Below are 16,913 nucleotides of genomic sequence, written 5' to 3'. Positions count from 1 at the left end.
GAGGGAGTCCATGCTTAAATCGAACTATTTCATCCGTTGGTTCCCTGCCATGCTCGTCATCTCTTTTACTCTAATGATCCTTGCCACATGGACCCCTTCCATCTCTAATCGGATCGTTGAACAAGTACTACAGTATGCCTCTCTTGGATTGATTGCTTATTTTATTCTTACTGCTTATCGTAAGGAACAAGCATTAGTCGTACCAAGACGAAAATTCTGGCTGATTGCTTTAGGATCACTGGTTTTATCCTGTATCGGTTCCGTTCTTGAGACATTACATTTCTTCAATCCAGACTTTCCAGTTCCATCTATTTATAGCCTAATTTTATTTTCAATATCCCATTACGTATTCTTATACGCGATTTTTTACCGAATCATCACAAAACGGACACTCGGACAACACGTACTCGCTTTCGTCGATGCCGCGATCATCGTCGTTTTCATTGGACTTGTCGCGTTTCACGTCCTCAATGAATTGACGAATCCTGGACTGCAAACTGTTCCTTATGCCATCATCGTCATCACGAATACATCACTCGGTTTATTCGTTTTCTTCTATTTCACGTTCATCCAAGAAACCCATTGGGTATCAAGGATGGCATTGTTCTTATTGTTTTTATCCATTTTTATTCGCGGTATCTACGAAGTCTCAAGTGTTTATTTCCCGGACTTCTCAGCGAATTATCTGCTATTTTTCCCGATCTTGATCCGTTTGGTGCAAAGTGCAGCTATTCTATGGCATATTGATCATATCGAAGAAGGAACCACTCGAACGACGGTCATTCCCCGTTCCTGGCTCCCTCTACTGGCCGTTCCTTTATTTATTCATTACATGGTGGAACGAGAAGGCGGAAAGCTCGATATCTTTATCATTTTAGTTTTACTAATCATTCGACAAATCTTGATTGCTCGTCAGCATGGGTTGATCGTCGCACAATTACACGAACGGAATGAACAACTCGCTTCACGCATCGAGCACCGAAAACAACAAATTAAAGATAGCGAACAGCAAGTCATCCCACTCTTTCTCGGTCACCCTGATCCGATGATTCGACTCGATCAATCCGGAACGGCACTATACGCAAATTTAGCTGCCCAACGTCTGTTTCATTTACCCGACATGACGATTGAACATATTCCTCGTACGATGCGTCACTTATTAGAAACACTTGAGACAGATATCGATGAGTATGAAGATGAACAACATAGACGATATGAGATCATTGATATTCCGATTCAAATTGCCACCACCTCGATGGGACGTTTCACGATTTTACATGACGTCACTGAACGAAAGCTCCGGCAAAAACGTATCGAATACCACGCCTACCATGACGCCTTGACAAGTATCGGAAACCGTCGTTCGTTAGAGCGAGATTTTTCGAACCATCTCCTCGAGATGAATTATCTTGCGGTAGTCGATTTAGACGGTTTTAAGCAAGTCAATGATACGTATGGTCATGAAGCAGGTGATTACGTATTGATCGAGGTCGCGAAACGATTGAGCGAGCATACGAATTCTTTAGAACAGGTGTATCGACTTGGTGGAGATGAGTTCGCGATCCTCTTACACGCCGATGATGAACTGTCCTTACGTCGAAAATGTAAATCCTCCTTACACTTTTTAAGACGTCCTTACGTCTATAAAGGACAATCCTTATTCGTTTCTGCAAGCATCGGTGTGACCGCGTGTCATAAGGCTGATCTTGAAACATGCTTAAAGCAAGCCGACCTTGCCATGTATCGCGTGAAACATCGGGATAAAAACGATGTCGCCCTATATCGAGCAGATTCTTGAAAAAAAACCTAGAACACATTGACCATAGTCGGTCATGTGTCCTAGGTTTTTCCGATTATTCTTCTGGTCTCGGCGCAATGTTGCCTTCTTCGATATCAAGGAGTAAGTCGATCAATTCCGCACAAAATTCAGGGTACTGGCGAAGCAACGCGTCTTCTCCTACTTCATCCACGAAATCTGTCAACAAGGCGAGGACTTCTGGTACCAGTGCGCGCGCTACTTTCATATAGGCAATCGCAAAGCGCCATTTCCCAGAAATGTAGAGCAGTTTTCCAATCAACAAATCACCTGGTTCGACTTCAATCTCAGACAAATCTGTTTGATACGTCTGTTTTGACATCAAATCAACGACACCATCCGCCTCGACTTGAAACAGTGAGGGCATCGGGTCCGCTAATCCACGCAAGGCACGATAGAGACTAGGCGATAACTCTTCTTTGACCTGCTCAAGAAAACGACCATGCGGCGTTTTTCCTTGATCATCCGTTTCATAGAAGATTGCCCAATCTACGAATAAGTCCCGGAACAATTCAGCATCTTTTAAATACCAACGTCCCTCCGTCGCAATCTCTTCAATGAAAGCGACCCAATCCGTACTACGTGCTGTCGCTGCTTCTTGATACATCTTCTTCAAGGCTGCATTCATTTCCGCTTCAGAAACCGTCGTCGGAAACGGAATTACTTTTCGATCGTTCTTCATTTCGATCGCCCTTTCCGGTGAGGAGTAGCCGGTCGTTTAATCGTCTGAGGTGCTGTGAATTCACGTTTTGGAATGACTTCCCCACGGTAAATTTCCATTGCTTCCATCTCGACGCCCATTTGCTTCGCAAGTGTTTTTAAGTGTTTTAAGTCTTGATCCGTAACAAGAGCAAGTACCATTCCATTCGCATTTCCACGTCCCGTCCGACCTGAACGGTGTACGAAATCGTCAAGCGACTCCGGTAAATCATAATGGACGACATGCGTGACTGCTTCGATATCTAAACCACGTGCCGCAAGACCTGTCGTAACGAGTAACGGAAACTCTCCTTTTTTATAAGAACGCAATGTCTCCATCCGCTCTCGTTTTCCTTTTTCAGCGTCTAAAATCCGGTATTTCAATGAAAATTTACTCAACTCGCCATTCAATGGTCCGAGGAAGGAGCGGTTATTAATGAATGTCAGCACTTTTGATCCTTGCATGTTCGCCAGACGACGTAACAATTCCGGCTTCTGACGACGTGAAGTCTCCAAATAACCAAATGTCACTTGTGTGCTGACGGCACGCTCAACCCGAATTGTCTCAGGATTATTCGCAAGCGTCCGTCCCCATTCTGCTGTCCGTTCCGGTAATGTAGCTGAGACGAATGCCAGTTGTCGATCGCGTAGTGCACTGTTTGCGATCCGCGTCGCCGAGTCACTCATACCACTCTCATAGATTTGATCCGCTTCGTCCAAGACGATCAATTTCACCTTATGCATCTTCAACTTCTTCGAATCAATCAACTCAACGAGACGCCCAGGTGTTCCGACGATGATTTGCGGTTTTTTCTTCAATCGTTCATATTGCCGTTTTAATTCAACTCCACCAATGAATGCACCGGATTTGATCCCACTTCCTTGAGCAAACAATTGAATGACTTGATGAATTTGCATGACGAGTTCCCGTGTTGGTGCCGTGATCACGACTTGCACGTGTGGTTCTTCTACTTCAATCTTTTCTAAAGCTGGAATGACATAGGCAAGCGTCTTCCCTGTTCCTGTCGGCGCTTCCGCCAGGACATCTTTTCCTTCGCGCAACAACGGAATCGCTTGTTCTTGAACAGGCATCAACTCCGTAAAGCGTGCGCGTTCCCATGCTTCCTGTAAAAATGGTTTTGTAAAATTCATAACGATTTCTCCTACTCTCTTAATTCCATCATGCCGTTACGTATTCGACATGATCTCCTGATGCATCACGGTATCCCCGTAATGTCTGTGTATATTCATTTCCTGCGTCGAGCAATCGAATGTGGAATCGAATCTCGCTTTCACCGGCTTCTTCTTCTAAAATTTCGAACCCTTGGATGACACGATCCTGTAATTCTGCAGCGAGTGCCGGGTACTCCGCAAGACTCGCATACGTCGCTTTTACGTCAACCGGACGACGAACAAACGCAATCCAATACGATTCATCATAGCCGATAAAGTCTTCATAATCAAAATCGTCTTCAAACCGAATCCAGAATCCATCATTTTCGAATTCCGTGATCATTCCCGTTCGCGTTGAACCGTCCGATCCGATTTTCAGCGAGACCCAGTCTCCTGACTGATACTCTCCTTGTTGTGTTAATGATACATACTCCATTTGGCACACCTCCACGTTCTATATTCCCTTTTTCATTGTCAACGATACGTCTTAAAAATACAAGGCACCGTAGCGTGACATTCCTCACAGTTTCAACTGTTCTAGTGAATCTTTTTCAAAACAACTCATACAGTTTCCAAAAAACCTTGAATTAGCAATCTAAAACTGTTTTTTTAAAACTATTTTCATATGAATACAGAAATAAAGAAAGCCCGTCATATCAACGTTTGTTCACTTGTTAAAACATTCACATGAACGTAAAGGGAATCAGCCCTTCCTTTTGTTACACTATTCACATAAGGAACTGATGATTAGCTCAATATTAAAGGAGTGGTATCCATGTTATTAGAAAAAACGAGTGCTTGGACGAACTTTACGTCTGGTGAATGGGTAAAGACGATCGATGTCGCAGACTTCATCCGACTCAATCGCACGGAATATACAGGAGATGATCACTTTTTAGTCGGTCCGACGCAAGCAACGGAACGGCTTTGGCAACAAATTCTACAGCTGACGAATGAAGAACGACAACGTGGTGGTGTGTATGCCGTCGATGCTAAAACACCATCAACGATCCTCTCGCATGATGCAGGGTATCTGAATCGCTCACTTGAAAAAATCGTTGGCTTACAGACTGACGAACCGTTTAAACGTTCGATTCATCCGAACGGTGGGATTCGGATGGTGAATGATGCCCTAGCTGCGTATGGCTTTGAAGCAGACGAGACCGTCACGAAAACTTTCAGCGAGTACCGGAAGACACATAACCAAGGGGTTTTCGATGCCTATACCCCTGAGATGCGCGCTGCACGTAAAGCCGGCATTATCACCGGATTACCTGATGCTTATGGTCGCGGACGGATCATCGGTGACTATCGTCGTGTTGCTTTGTACGGAACGGCACGCTTGATCGAAGAACGTAAGAAGGATTTAAAGGCACGTGGCGGATTCTTATCTGAATCGATGATTCGCGACCGTGAAGAGATGAATGAACAGTTGCGCGCATTAACGGAATTGACCGAGCTTGGAGCTCGTTATGGTTTCGATCTCTCCCGCCCTGCAGAAACAGCACAAGAAGCATTCCAGTGGGTCTATCTTGCCTATCTTGCTGCCATCAAGGAGCAAAACGGGGCAGCCATGTCACTCGGTCGAGTCTCGACGTTCCTTGATATTTATGTCGAACGTGATCTTGCGGCTGGTCGCTTGACGGAAGAGACTGCACAAGAACTCGTCGATCATTTCGTCATGAAGCTTCGGATCGTCAAATTCTTACGGACACCGGACTATAATGATCTCTTCTCGGGTGACCCGACGTGGGTAACGGAATCCATTGGTGGAATGAGTGAAGATGGGCGATCAAACGTCACGAAAAGTTCATTCCGCTTCTTACACACACTCTCGACACTTGGTCCGGCACCGGAACCGAATCTAACCGTTCTCTGGTCTACTCAGCTTCCACGCGGATTCAAGGAATTCTGTGCGAAGATGTCGATCGTTTCAAGCTCGATTCAATATGAAAACGATGATTTGATGTTACCGGTTTATGGAGATGATTACGGCATCGCTTGTTGTGTCTCCGCGATGAAGATTGGGAAACAGATGCAGTTCTTCGGTGCGCGAGCAAACCTGGCAAAAGCATTACTCTATACAATCAATGGCGGAATGGACGAGAAGCTCAAAATTCAAGTCGCCCCCGCAAGTCCATTGATGCTTGATGAAGTACTCGATTACGAAACCGTCATGGCGGCTTATGATCGTCAACTCGATTGGCTCGCAGAACTGTACGTTAACACACTGAATGTCATCCATTACATGCATGATAAATACAGTTACGAACGGATTGAGATGGCGTTACACGATCCGGAAATCTTACGGACGATGGCATGCGGTATCGCTGGTTTATCGGTCGTCGCTGACAGTCTATCCGCCATCCGTTACGCAACAGTCCGTCCGATCCGAGATGCGGATGGGATTGCAGTTGATTTCAAGATCGAAGGCGAGTTTCCGAAGTTCGGAAATAACGATGAACGGGTCGATCAGATGGCAGTTGATCTCGTGACGCTGTTCATGGAGAAAATCCGTAAACATCCAACGTATCGCAATGCGCTTCCGACACAGTCTGTCCTAACGATCACTTCAAACGTCGTCTACGGTAAAAAGACAGGAAATACGCCAGATGGACGCCGTGCGGGTGAACCATTTGCACCGGGTGCTAACCCGATGCACGGACGTGACACTAGAGGAGCTGTCGCCGCACTGACATCTGTCGGAAAATTACCATATGAGCATGCGCTCGACGGTATCTCCTACACGTTCTCGATCGTGCCAAAAGCACTTGGTAAGGATGAGACCACACGTATTCGCAATACGGTCGGATTACTTGACGGATATATGGGTGGTACGACTTCAAAAGGACACCATTTGAATGTCAACGTCTTTGACCGTGAGACGTTACTCGATGCTATGGAGCATCCAGAACAATATCCGCAGTTAACGATTCGGGTATCCGGTTATGCCGTGAACTTCATTAAACTGACGCGCGAACAACAGATCGATGTCATTAATCGAACGTTCCACGGTTCTCTCTAAAATGATGTGTAGTATGTGAAAGGAAGTGAGCAAGATGACCTATGGTATGATCCATTCCGTTGAATCATGTGGAACAGTCGATGGTCCTGGCATTCGATTCATCGTCTTTACGCAAGGATGTCCATTACGGTGTCAATACTGTCATAACGTGGATACATGGGAGTTCGGTTGCGGACGGCGTGTCTCAGCAGACGAAGTCGTAAAAGAAGCGATCAGCTATCGCTCCTTTTTCGAGGCAACGGGTGGCGGAATCACCTTCTCTGGAGGTGAACCGCTCGCTCAGCCAGAATTCTTGGAGGCTGCTTTAACAGAAGCAAAACGACATGGACTGCATACGGTCATCGATACCGCGGGATCCGTCGTCCCGAAAAACATCGACGCCATTCTCGATGCGACGGATCTGGTACTGCTCGATATCAAACATATCGACGATGCTGCTTGTCGTGTATTGACTGGACGGAGTAACGCCAATACACTCGCTTTCGCAAAACGCCTAGCCGAGCGAAACATTCCCGTCTGGATTCGTCACGTCCTCGTTCCAGGTATTACGATGTCGGAACATTTCCTCCGTCAGACCGGCGAGTTCATCCGGACGCTCGGAAACGTCGAACGCGTCGAAGTACTCCCGTATCATCAACTCGGTGTCTATAAGTGGGAAAACCTCGGTCTTGCATATCCGTTAACTGATGTGCTTCCCCCTTCACCAGAAGAAACGGATACTGCGCAAACCCTACTTGAATCGTACTTGTGTTAACGTTTCCATTTTGTTACAATGACGTCATAGACTATGAACAGGAGGTACAACACCGAAATGAAGCAATCACTCGTACACGTCGCTTGATGAATGAAATCATCTCTTTCGCAATGCAGTTGCGGATGTCTGACGCTACGAGTCTGCTCTTTTTCGGTGTGACCAACCTCTGGCCAGCACCTTCTTTGAGTTACACTCCGGCACACCATCCGCTCGCTTCGGATGGTGTGTTTTTCATTTCATCTTATCGGAAATGAACACTAAAGGAGCTGCTTTTATGCCTACTGAAACACTTACGATCCAACACCTATCGATGGACTACGACGAACGACGTCTTTTCTCGGACGTTTCTTTTCATATTCATACCGGTGAACATGTCGCCTTAATCGGTCCGAACGGCATCGGAAAAACGACACTGTTACACTTGATCGCTGACCAACTTCAGCCGACTGACGGTTCGATCAAGCGTCATTACAAAAAACTCGGTCTACTATCACAACACTTCGTAGCGGGCGATCACACCGTTCTTGATGTCGTCAAACGAGCGGATGCGGTTCGTTATCAACTTCGCGCTAATGCCATGAATGGTGACTTGACGATCTATCAACAAGCACTCGATCAGGACGCCTTCTCGCTTGAAGCAGATGCAGCACGCGTCTTAAAAGAAGTCAAATTAGAGGAAGCGCTCTGGACACATAATGCATCCAGTTTAAGCGGCGGTGAACAGACGCGCCTCCAACTTGCCTGTCTGCTTCTGTCACGACCTGATTTCATCATTCTCGATGAACCGACGAATCATCTGGATCAAGAGACACTCGAGTGGCTCACGGAATGGGTCAACATGTCACGGACCTCGATTCTCTACGTCTCACACGAACGATTCTTCATCGACGCAACGGCTGATGCCGTCATTGAATTATCCGAATCAGGGGCAACGCGATACAGCGGAAACTACCAGTCCTATAAAGAACAAAAAGAACATCAAGTTCTGTCGCAACAACGAGCGTATGAAAAACAAGAACGTACACGTAAAGAGCTGACACGCATGATTCAAGGATACCGGCAATGGCATCAAAAAGCCACGAATCAAGCGAGTGAACGGGATCCCTATGCGAAAAAGAAGGCTGCTAAACATGCGACGAAGGTCAAGGCAAAAGAGCAGCAACTCGAGCGTCTACTCGAGGATCGTGTACAAAAACCACAGGTTGTACCGACTGTTCACGTCGCATTCGAACATGAAGCGATTCGTGCGAAACGACTGATTTCGTTCGAACGTGTCTCATTCATGCATGAGACAACACTAATCCTAAACGATGTTTCGTTTACGGTAGAACGTGGCGACCGAATTGCTGTCATCGGACCGAATGGAAGCGGGAAATCGACCTTACTGCGTCTCATCGAGGGCGAGTATGTCCCTAATCAAGGGAATGTAATCCGTCATCCTCGATTGAAGACTGGCTATTTTTCACAAGCCCTTTCCCACTTACCGACATCTGGTACGTTGTTAGAGGCATTACTTGAGTATGGCACAATGAGTGAAACGGACGCTCGGACGTTGCTCGCCTGTTTTTTATTCCGTCGCGATGATGTTTACCGGTCGATTTCCGACGCTAGTATGGGCGAGAAATGTCGGATCGCTTTCTTACGCCTGTATTTTTCTGGTGCTCACTTGCTTATTCTCGACGAGCCAACGAACTATTTGGATCTTGCGACTCGTGAACAAATCGAAGCCGCTCTCGATGTCTTCCCTGGTGAGCTCCTCTTCGTCTCTCACGATCGCTATTTCACCGATCGGCTGTCGAATCGGACGTTTGATTTAACGACTGGATTCAACGATCATTCGGTCGGAACTGCCACGGTACGAAACGCTCGCCGAAGTGACCCTGAAGCGATTCAATCCGACTTACACCGTCTTGATGCTTTGACGGGTAACGTTCCGTTCAATACAGAAACGAATGAATCACTTTCAAAAGAATAACGAGAAAAAGCATCTGCATAGAAAAAGAGACTCCTTTTTCCGTTGCAGATGCTTTTCATATTTCAGTCGTATTATCGCTTTTGATACTTCACTTTCGTATGCGCTTGGGCCTGCTTGTGGATTTTTTTCCACTTTTCCTTCTCTGCCGCCTGCAACGCCACATTTTGCTTGCGTTCCGCATAAGCGATTTCTCGTTTTAGCTTGACGAAGCTGTTCCAGCGCTCAGCAGTTAGTGTACCATCTTCTAAAGCTGTCCGAACGGCACAGCCCGGTTCCTTTTCATGTTCACAGTCTCGGAAACGACAGTTTTCAGCAAGCTCCTCAATATCGGAAAAAGTCGACGATAAACCGTCACTTCCATCCCATAAGGCCAATTCTCTCATCCCCGGTGTATCAACAAGCAATAGACCGTTCGATAGTCGTTTCAGTTCGCGATGCGTCGTCGTGTGACGTCCGCGTTCATCGTCTTCTCGTACGCCCCCCGTCTCCATTAACTGTTCTCCAGCTAAAGCATTGACGAGTGTCGACTTCCCGACGCCGGACGATCCAACTAACACGATCGTTTGCTTGATTTGTAACTGTTCACGCAACACCTCTAATCCGTCACCCGTCAAGGAATCAACGGCAAGGATTGGTGTTCCGAACGCAATCGCTTCGACAGCCTGCAGTTCCGTTTCAATCGACGGCATCAAACTTTTTTTCGTCAGGACGATGATTGGTGTCACCCCTGCATCCCAAGCAACCGTTAAATAGCGTTCCAGTCGACGGACGTTGAAGTCATGTCCAAAAGCCATGACAAGCAAGGCGACGTCGACATTTGCGCAGATGATTTGTTCCTCGGTTTCCGTTCCTGCCGCTTTTCGGGAAAATTGAGAAGATCGTGGCAAGACACGTTCGATTCGTCCTTTGCCTGGCTCTCGCTCTGTTTGGATGATCCAGTCCCCGACCGCTGGCAATTCAGCTTTTGTTCCCGATTGGAAACGTAACTTACCAGACAGCTCGCTGAGCGACTCTCCTGTTTCCGTCATAACACGATAGTGTGTTTGATAGACAGCTATAATCCGTCCTAATCGTTCTGTTCCTGTCGTTTCGTAGACAGGTGGTGTACCCCATTCGTTCAAATGGTTTCCTCCTCTGATTTAAGGGAGGGAAACCCCTCCCTGGTTTCCGACACATGTTACTTGTTTTACGTTGATTGTTGCACTCATCAACATCACTCCTCTCAATTCGATTCCTTTATAGAATACCATATCAATCAATGGTTCTGACAGCGCTTCCCTCGAAGTCAGACCTTCTCTCCGCCTTAAGCCCGAGAGCAAATACGGTCCAAAGAGCGTCGTCGGAACAGAAGGACTCCCGTATCATAAAGGTATCAACACAAGGGAGGCTTCCTCATGAAGCAATCGAAAGGAAAACAACTGGTGATGATTCTCGCTGGACTGGCATTACTTGCCGTTGTCATCGGAACATTACCGCACATGATCGGACTTGGCTTAGGGGCGTTACTCGCGTTCTATTCGATCAGTAAGTTCATGCAATCGAACAAATGGCCAGCGAAACTCGGTTTCGGATTCCTAGCAGCCATCGGAATCGGACTTGCCCTCTCGAACATCTGGGCAGTTATCGGAATCGCAGCAGCCATCGCATTGTACGTCGGTTACATGCGTATGAAGCTACAACGTGTTAATGTCCAGGATCTCTTTAACCGTCGCCGTACATCAACGACACATTTCGAAGCAGACTGGAAAGACTTAGACGAAAAACGTTTCTAATCAAATCAAAAGGTATGACCCGATAGCATTCGCCACTTCTAAGGAGGAATTTTTCATGAAAAATGTATTTGATCAACTCAACGATTTTGCAACACAAATGATGACAGAAGTTAAAAAGGCAGCCGAACAGGGCGAAGTACCTGCTAAAAAGCTCGTTCGTCATATTCGATCTACAGAAGCTGATTTAAAAGAAATCGATCGACTACTCGAGCGTCAACGGACATTACTGCAAGAATTAACGCATAAACAAGAAGAAGCGAAGGATTTAGCCGATAAACGCTTCAAGCAAGTTGAGATCGCAAATGAAGCCGGTGAACAACAACTGGCTGAGCGCGCAGCCATCGAATCGAAACATTACGGGGAGCAATACCGGTTCTTCGAAGAACTCGTCGCTGAGACGAAACGCGAGTTGAACGAATTGGAACGTGAAGCTCTCGAGTTGAAGTTAAAGCTCGAAGATTTACAGAACAAACGGTACGAATGGATGATGCGCGAAAACGTCTCAAACTTAAAAAACAAGATGAACCAGGTGCTAGATCGCGAACCAAATGCTACTATAAAAGAAGAAGCACATCCGTTTACGGCAGAAGAGCCTGAGGCAAAACAACCAGCCGTTGATGAAGATGATATCGATGCGCGTATCGCTGAACTCGAGCGCCGCATTCACCAATAAGCAGTCAATGACGAAGGAGGCGTATGCCTCCCTTTGTCATGTTAGAAAGGAGATTGATCGTGCGACGATTAAGTACGAAACAACTGGTCGGTTACGTATCGATCCTGTTCGCCCTCGGTCTGTTCTATGACCTATTGTCCGGTGCAGGAAATGTATTGTTTGGTGTCTTATTTCCGTTCCTGCTGTACTATGTCGGGATTCATTTCCGACGACGCAATCATGAAAAATTAGCGATTCTCTTCTACATCGTCGGTACGATCATTCTTGCTGGCGTCGTCCTTAGTTCGGCTGCCATCGGTTTTGTCATTGCCGGAATTTTGCTCTATCTTGGGATTATTCTCGTAACACGGCATTCCGTCCGAGAATTTTTGTTTTCACGGATTGCCCCGCATCAATATGAAGAAGAAGGCATCAAGATTCAACCGGCTTACTCCTTCTCAACCCAAGCCGATGCACCATACGTCTTACAGGATTTAAGCGAACAGTTCATCGTCAAGGATTTAGAAATCGATTTGACACACGCTTACGTTCCGGAAGGTGAGACATTAATCGTCGTCAGTGGTGTCGTCGGAGACGTTCGGATTCTTTTACCGTCCGGCTATGACTATACGCTTGATACCTCAATCGGCTTCGGAAGCGTCAAGACGGACATCCGCCGGATTCCAACCTTCTTTAATCGACGTATTCAATTCCGAGCACCGGAATACGGTGAAGCGACACGGAAGGTTCGTATTCATGTCATGCTCGGTATTGGCAACGTGGAGGTGTCTTCGATATGAAGCGTGATCAATTCCCGCTTGGTGTCATTGCACTCCAAGTCATGACGGGCTTTTTGACAGCCGTCATGACGACGTTGTTATTCTTAAGTACGCGACAAGTCGATTGGCATGTCTTGTTCGTCCGTCAACAAGATTTCCCTGTCCTTCTACTCGTCATCGGACTCTCGTTATTACTACCCCTTGCCATCGGTAGCATGCATTACTTTTTCTTGCGACGTGACTTCAAACGTGTCACGACTGCCATCATTGAACTGGAACAAGGAAAAGATGTGACAATCGTTCCCGGTCCCTACTTCCATACGTTGACACGCTTATCGCGGATCGGAAAACGTATCGACGAACAAGTCGAAACCGTCCAAAAGATCAGCACGCGTCCGCAACATGTTGAACAAGTAAGAGTTCAAGCCGTTACGGAAGAACGAAAGCGACTCGCACGTGATTTACATGACTCCGTTTCGCAACAGCTTTATGCCATTTCCATGATGACAACAGCAGCCAAACAGACGATTCTGTCTCAACCTGAAGCTGCCGCCAAACAAATCGAGATGGTCGAGACGATGGCACAAACGGCACAGTCTGAAATGCGCTCACTCTTACTTCAACTTCGCCCCGTCGAACTTGAAGGGATGACGTTACAACAAGGACTTTCTCAATTGCTCGAAGAATTATCTAGAAAGCAGTCCACACAATTAAGTTGGAAGTTAGAAGAGATGTCACTGCCACGACAAATTGAAAACGAGTTATTCCGGATCGTTCAAGAAGGATTGACGAATGCATTACGTCACGCGAAAGCGTCTCATATGGATATTGAACTTCGACAATTCAACGAAACGATCATTCTGAGCATGAATGATGATGGTGTCGGATTCGTCGTTGATGAAAAGAAACTTGCCTCTTATGGCATTAATTCGATGCGGGAACGGACGGCTGAGATGGGCGGAACGATTCGTCTCGTCAGTGTTCCAGGACAAGGAACCCAAATCGAAGTCAAACTTAGAAAAGATCGGATGGTGCAAGTATGATACGCGTATTATTAGTAGATGATCATGAGATGGTCCGGGCCGGTGTGTCTGCTTTCCTTTCCACACAACCAGACATCGAGGTCGTCGCCGAAGCGTCGGATGGTCAAGCAGGAGCCTTTCTTGCGCTTGAACATCGACCGGATGTCATTTTGATGGATTTAGTGATGGAGCCAGTTGATGGCGTCGAAGGAACACGACTGATTCGCAAAGACTGGCCGGAAGCAAAAATTCTCGTCGTGACGAGTTTTCTTGATGACGAGAAAGTCTATCCTGTCATTGAAGCGGGTGCGATGAGTTATGTTTTAAAGACCGCTAGCGCCTTTGATATTGCAGAAGCGATTCGCAAAACGGCAAACGGTCAATCGGTCATGGCAGCACAAGTGACCGGTAAAATGATGGAACGTCTTCGTCGTCCTACGACACACTTGCATGATGATTTGACGGAACGTGAGCAGGAAGTTCTTCAATTGATGGCTCGTGGTATGGCGAACCAAGAAATCGCAGACGAATTATTCATTTCCTTAAAAACCGTTAAGACACACGTCTCGAACATCTTATCGAAACTCGATGTCGTAGACCGTACACAAGCTGTCGTCTATGCCTTCAAGCATAATCTCGTCAAATAAGATTTAGCCCTTCATTACTTATTCCTTAAGCTCACGCAAAGAACCCCGAATCGTCTCCTATTTAGAGACGATTCGGGGTTTTTCACTGTCTTACCAGAGTCTCCATCCGGGAGCTCCTGGAGGGGCATTTTCAATCATATGCCAAATCGGTACCGTATAGGCAAACGCAATCAAAGCGAACGTCACGAAAATCCATAGCTTCCAATTTTCAAAGAAGAGTGGTGTTGCCATCGCCTTTTCTTCTGTTTCAGCAATCGGAAATTCTTCTTTTCCCTTCGGTGCCCGGAAAGCAAGTTGGAACATCGCATAGAGGAATAGCAGAATCGAGATGAATAAAATCGTTCCACCGATCGCCATTGCAACATGATACGGAATCCAGTCGGCGACGATTGAATCTTTGAAATAAGTTGCCGGACCGGTCCGTCTTGGATTACCGAGTAGACCTGAGATATGCATCGCCGTCGACATGAAGAGCATTCCGATCGTCCAGGCAGCCGTTTGAACAAGTCCGAGACGATTCATTGCCGGCGTCAACGTCCGACCACGTAAGAGTGGAACAAGCCAGTACGCTGTTCCGAAGAACGTTAGTGCGACAGCCGCACCGACCGTGATGTGAAAGTGTCCAGTGACCCATAATGTATTGTGAACGATGATATTTAGTTGATGGGACGCATTAATGACACCACCTGCACCTGCTGGAATGAAGAATAACATCCCGATGAACGGTGCAAGAAAACGAACATCACGATACGGCATTTTCTTTACCCAACCAAATATGCCAGTTGCTCCCTTACGGCGTCCCGCTAACTCGAATGTCGCAAACATGGAGAAGGCTGTCATCAATGATGGGATGATGACGAGGAATGTCAAGACGACTTGGACATATTTCCAAAATGCTGAAATCCCTGGCTCTAACAATTGATGGTGAAAACCAACCGGGAAGGAAAAGAGTAGGAATAATAAAAATGACATACGTGCTAACGCGTCAGAAAAAATCTTGCCACCAACGATTTTCGGAATGACCGTATACCAGACGATGTAGGCAGGTAACAACCAGAAATAGACGAGTGGATGACCAAAGTACCAAAATAGCGTCCGGGATAGCTCGATTCCGACCTTATCTGTCCAACCGAGGGATAAGGGAAGTAACTGAAAGAGAATCGTTGCCGCTACGCCGAGTGTCGCAACGACCCATAACAAGGCAGTCATGATGCTCATGTACGCTTGAAGCGGTGGATGAACGCCAGGATGTTCCCGCTTGTAATCAGCATACATGCGGAACATGGCACCAGACGCGATCCATGTTCCGACGACGAAGATGACGAGTCCGATATAAAATACAGGGTGTGCCTTGAGTGGTGCATAGAATGTATAGAGGACGGAAGCTTCACCTGCAAGTACCATCCACGTGACGAGGACGACACCAAGGATCATGAACCAAAATCCGACCCATCCAAGACGTCGAGGAAACTCTTCGAAGCGTCCGAATGATTGACCTAAAAATGAAAACAATAATCCAAAAATGAATAATGTCGTAAAGACGATCGCAAGCATCAACCCATGTGCAGTCAGAAGCTCATAATATCCGATTCCAGCAATCTCTGGAATGGCACCTGTTCGTACCATCGTTTGTAGTAATCCACATAGACCACCGATCAATAAAGCGACAAGTGAAAAACTGACATGTGCGAAGGCCAGTTTTGCTTCCTTGATTCCGATGACGGTAGCCGGTAAACCACGTTCCATCTCGAACTGTCGTAGTTTTTTTGAAATGGCATTCATCTTATTCCACCACCTTGATTTTGGTTGTCATCATATGATGAGCATTTCCACAGTATTCATTACAGACGACGAGATACTCGCCAGCTTCCTTGAACGTATACTCAATCGAATTAATATGTCCGGGAACGACCATCATGTTGACGTTCGTCTTAACGATTTCAAATCCATGAACGACGTCCTTCGATGTCACGAGAAAATCGACTGTCGCTCCTTTAGGTATGACCATATCTTTTGGTGTAAACTGAAAAGCTTGTGAAACGATGACCGCTTCATATAGGTTGTCATCAATCTTCTTTAGTCCTGGCTTATCAAATGGCTTAGTTTGATCGACTTTCGTCGGATCAATCAATGTCGCATCGGATGGCGGTTGATTCCCGGATGCAAAAGCGGATACGCCGATGATGATCAAGAAAACCGCTAGCATCGCTGATCCAAAGACCAGCCAGATTTTTTCTAGACGATGAATATGCATCGTGACTCCCCCTTAACGTGATATGAATAATAGAAAGATTGAGCTCCACATCCCGATGATGACACCTGCCACGATCAGAACGGCAACGAATGTTCCTTTTAGGTTCGATTCTGTTTTTTGGCTCATGATGATTTCTCCTCTCCTGCTTTGAACTTGTCTTTATTGTAAGAATTCAGCAAGTCTGGAAACTGTGATAAATATCACTTTAAATATGAAAATTCCGCAGTTTTCTTTCTAAAAACACACAGAAAGTTCACATCTGAACAAGCGAGGAAAGTGCTACTTCTATACAAAAAAAAAACAATTCCAACATGAGACAGAAAAAACTGCTTCACGTTCGAATTG

The 16,913-nt window shown here is 46.3% G+C and carries 16 protein-coding genes; 9 read left to right on the top strand and 7 right to left on the bottom strand.

From position 1 onward, the window contains the following. The first annotated feature begins 10 nt into the window (after positions 1–10). A complete protein-coding gene (locus tag ESP131_RS05635) occupies positions 11–1,798 on the top strand; it encodes a GGDEF domain-containing protein (protein WP_069940341.1) in 1,788 nt (595 codons plus the stop codon). 55 nt (positions 1,799–1,853) lie between these two features. Here the strand turns inward: ESP131_RS05635 and ESP131_RS05630 are convergent, their stop codons facing one another. Genes ESP131_RS05630 through ESP131_RS05620 form a run of 3 tightly spaced genes read right to left on the bottom strand, consistent with a single transcriptional unit; the run spans position 1,854 to position 4,124 of the window. Continuing rightward, positions 1,854–2,498, bottom strand: a complete 645-nt coding sequence (locus ESP131_RS05630) for a hypothetical protein (protein ID WP_023467267.1) — start codon at positions 2,496–2,498, stop codon at positions 1,854–1,856. After that, the gene (locus ESP131_RS05625) at positions 2,495–3,667 is read right to left on the bottom strand and encodes a DEAD/DEAH box helicase (protein WP_023467266.1); all 1,173 of its coding nucleotides are present in this window, start codon (positions 3,665–3,667) and stop codon (positions 2,495–2,497) included. The genes ESP131_RS05630 and ESP131_RS05625 overlap by 4 nt, the downstream gene beginning before the upstream one ends. Before the next feature lie 28 nt (positions 3,668–3,695). Then, entirely contained in the window at positions 3,696–4,124 is a 429-nt protein-coding gene (locus tag ESP131_RS05620) for a hypothetical protein (protein ID WP_069940340.1), read from the bottom strand. Positions 4,125–4,463: 339 nt separating this feature from the next. Here ESP131_RS05620 and pflB point away from each other — a divergent pair, with 339 nt between their 5' ends. The 3 genes from pflB (at position 4,464) to abc-f (ending at position 9,442) form a co-directional block, all read left to right on the top strand. Continuing rightward, on the top strand, positions 4,464–6,713 hold the full coding sequence (pflB, locus tag ESP131_RS05615; RefSeq protein ID WP_029340869.1) for a formate C-acetyltransferase: 2,250 nt from the start codon (positions 4,464–4,466) through the stop codon (positions 6,711–6,713). A gap of 34 nt (positions 6,714–6,747) precedes the next feature. Next, entirely contained in the window at positions 6,748–7,467 is a 720-nt protein-coding gene (pflA, locus tag ESP131_RS05610; RefSeq protein WP_029340868.1) for a pyruvate formate-lyase-activating protein, read from the top strand. A gap of 274 nt (positions 7,468–7,741) precedes the next feature. Further along, the gene (gene abc-f / locus ESP131_RS05605) at positions 7,742–9,442 is read left to right on the top strand and encodes a ribosomal protection-like ABC-F family protein (RefSeq protein ID WP_069940339.1); all 1,701 of its coding nucleotides are present in this window, start codon (positions 7,742–7,744) and stop codon (positions 9,440–9,442) included. Positions 9,443–9,513: 71 nt separating this feature from the next. Here abc-f and rsgA read toward each other — a convergent pair whose 3' ends face one another. Beyond that, positions 9,514–10,563, bottom strand: coding sequence for a ribosome small subunit-dependent GTPase A (rsgA, locus tag ESP131_RS05600; protein WP_029340866.1), 1,050 nt, complete (start codon positions 10,561–10,563; stop codon positions 9,514–9,516). 273 nt (positions 10,564–10,836) lie between these two features. Between rsgA and ESP131_RS05595 the strand changes: the two genes are divergently transcribed. Genes ESP131_RS05595 through ESP131_RS05575 form a run of 5 tightly spaced genes read left to right on the top strand, consistent with a single transcriptional unit; the run spans position 10,837 to position 14,314 of the window. Next, complete coding sequence (locus ESP131_RS05595; RefSeq protein ID WP_023467260.1) at positions 10,837–11,214, top strand: lmo0954 family membrane protein; 378 nt, start codon at positions 10,837–10,839, stop codon at positions 11,212–11,214. Positions 11,215–11,269: 55 nt separating this feature from the next. Beyond that, positions 11,270–11,887, top strand: a complete 618-nt coding sequence (locus tag ESP131_RS05590; RefSeq protein WP_029340865.1) for a PspA/IM30 family protein — start codon at positions 11,270–11,272, stop codon at positions 11,885–11,887. Positions 11,888–11,946: 59 nt separating this feature from the next. After that, on the top strand, positions 11,947–12,666 hold the full coding sequence (liaF, locus tag ESP131_RS05585) for a cell wall-active antibiotics response protein LiaF (RefSeq protein WP_029340864.1): 720 nt from the start codon (positions 11,947–11,949) through the stop codon (positions 12,664–12,666). Beyond that, positions 12,663–13,688 carry a sensor histidine kinase gene (locus ESP131_RS05580; RefSeq protein WP_034785901.1) on the top strand — a complete coding sequence of 342 codons (1,026 nt, stop codon included), beginning with the start codon at positions 12,663–12,665 and terminating at the stop codon, positions 13,686–13,688. The genes liaF and ESP131_RS05580 overlap by 4 nt, the downstream gene beginning before the upstream one ends. Further along, complete coding sequence (locus tag ESP131_RS05575) at positions 13,685–14,314, top strand: response regulator (RefSeq protein WP_047395130.1); 630 nt, start codon at positions 13,685–13,687, stop codon at positions 14,312–14,314. Before ESP131_RS05580 ends, ESP131_RS05575 begins: the two co-directional genes overlap by 4 nt. Before the next feature lie 90 nt (positions 14,315–14,404). Here the strand turns inward: ESP131_RS05575 and ESP131_RS05570 are convergent, their stop codons facing one another. The 3 genes from ESP131_RS05570 to ESP131_RS16625 are packed head-to-tail and all read right to left on the bottom strand — an operon-like array spanning position 14,405 to position 16,694. Then, on the bottom strand, positions 14,405–16,096 hold the full coding sequence (locus ESP131_RS05570) for a b(o/a)3-type cytochrome-c oxidase subunit 1 (RefSeq protein WP_029340862.1): 1,692 nt from the start codon (positions 16,094–16,096) through the stop codon (positions 14,405–14,407). A 1-nt stretch (position 16,097) separates the two neighbouring features. Continuing rightward, entirely contained in the window at positions 16,098–16,568 is a 471-nt protein-coding gene (locus ESP131_RS05565; RefSeq protein WP_069940338.1) for a cytochrome c oxidase subunit II, read from the bottom strand. 12 nt (positions 16,569–16,580) lie between these two features. Beyond that, positions 16,581–16,694, bottom strand: coding sequence for a hypothetical protein (locus ESP131_RS16625; RefSeq protein ID WP_023467253.1), 114 nt, complete (start codon positions 16,692–16,694; stop codon positions 16,581–16,583). Between the last annotated feature and the right edge of the window lie 219 nt (positions 16,695–16,913).

The sequence above is a fragment of the Exiguobacterium sp. U13-1 genome, assembly GCF_001750115.1.
Classification (GTDB): Bacteria; Bacillota; Bacilli; order Exiguobacteriales; family Exiguobacteriaceae; genus Exiguobacterium_A; species Exiguobacterium_A acetylicum.
This window is presented reverse-complemented; position numbering and strand designations above follow the sequence as displayed.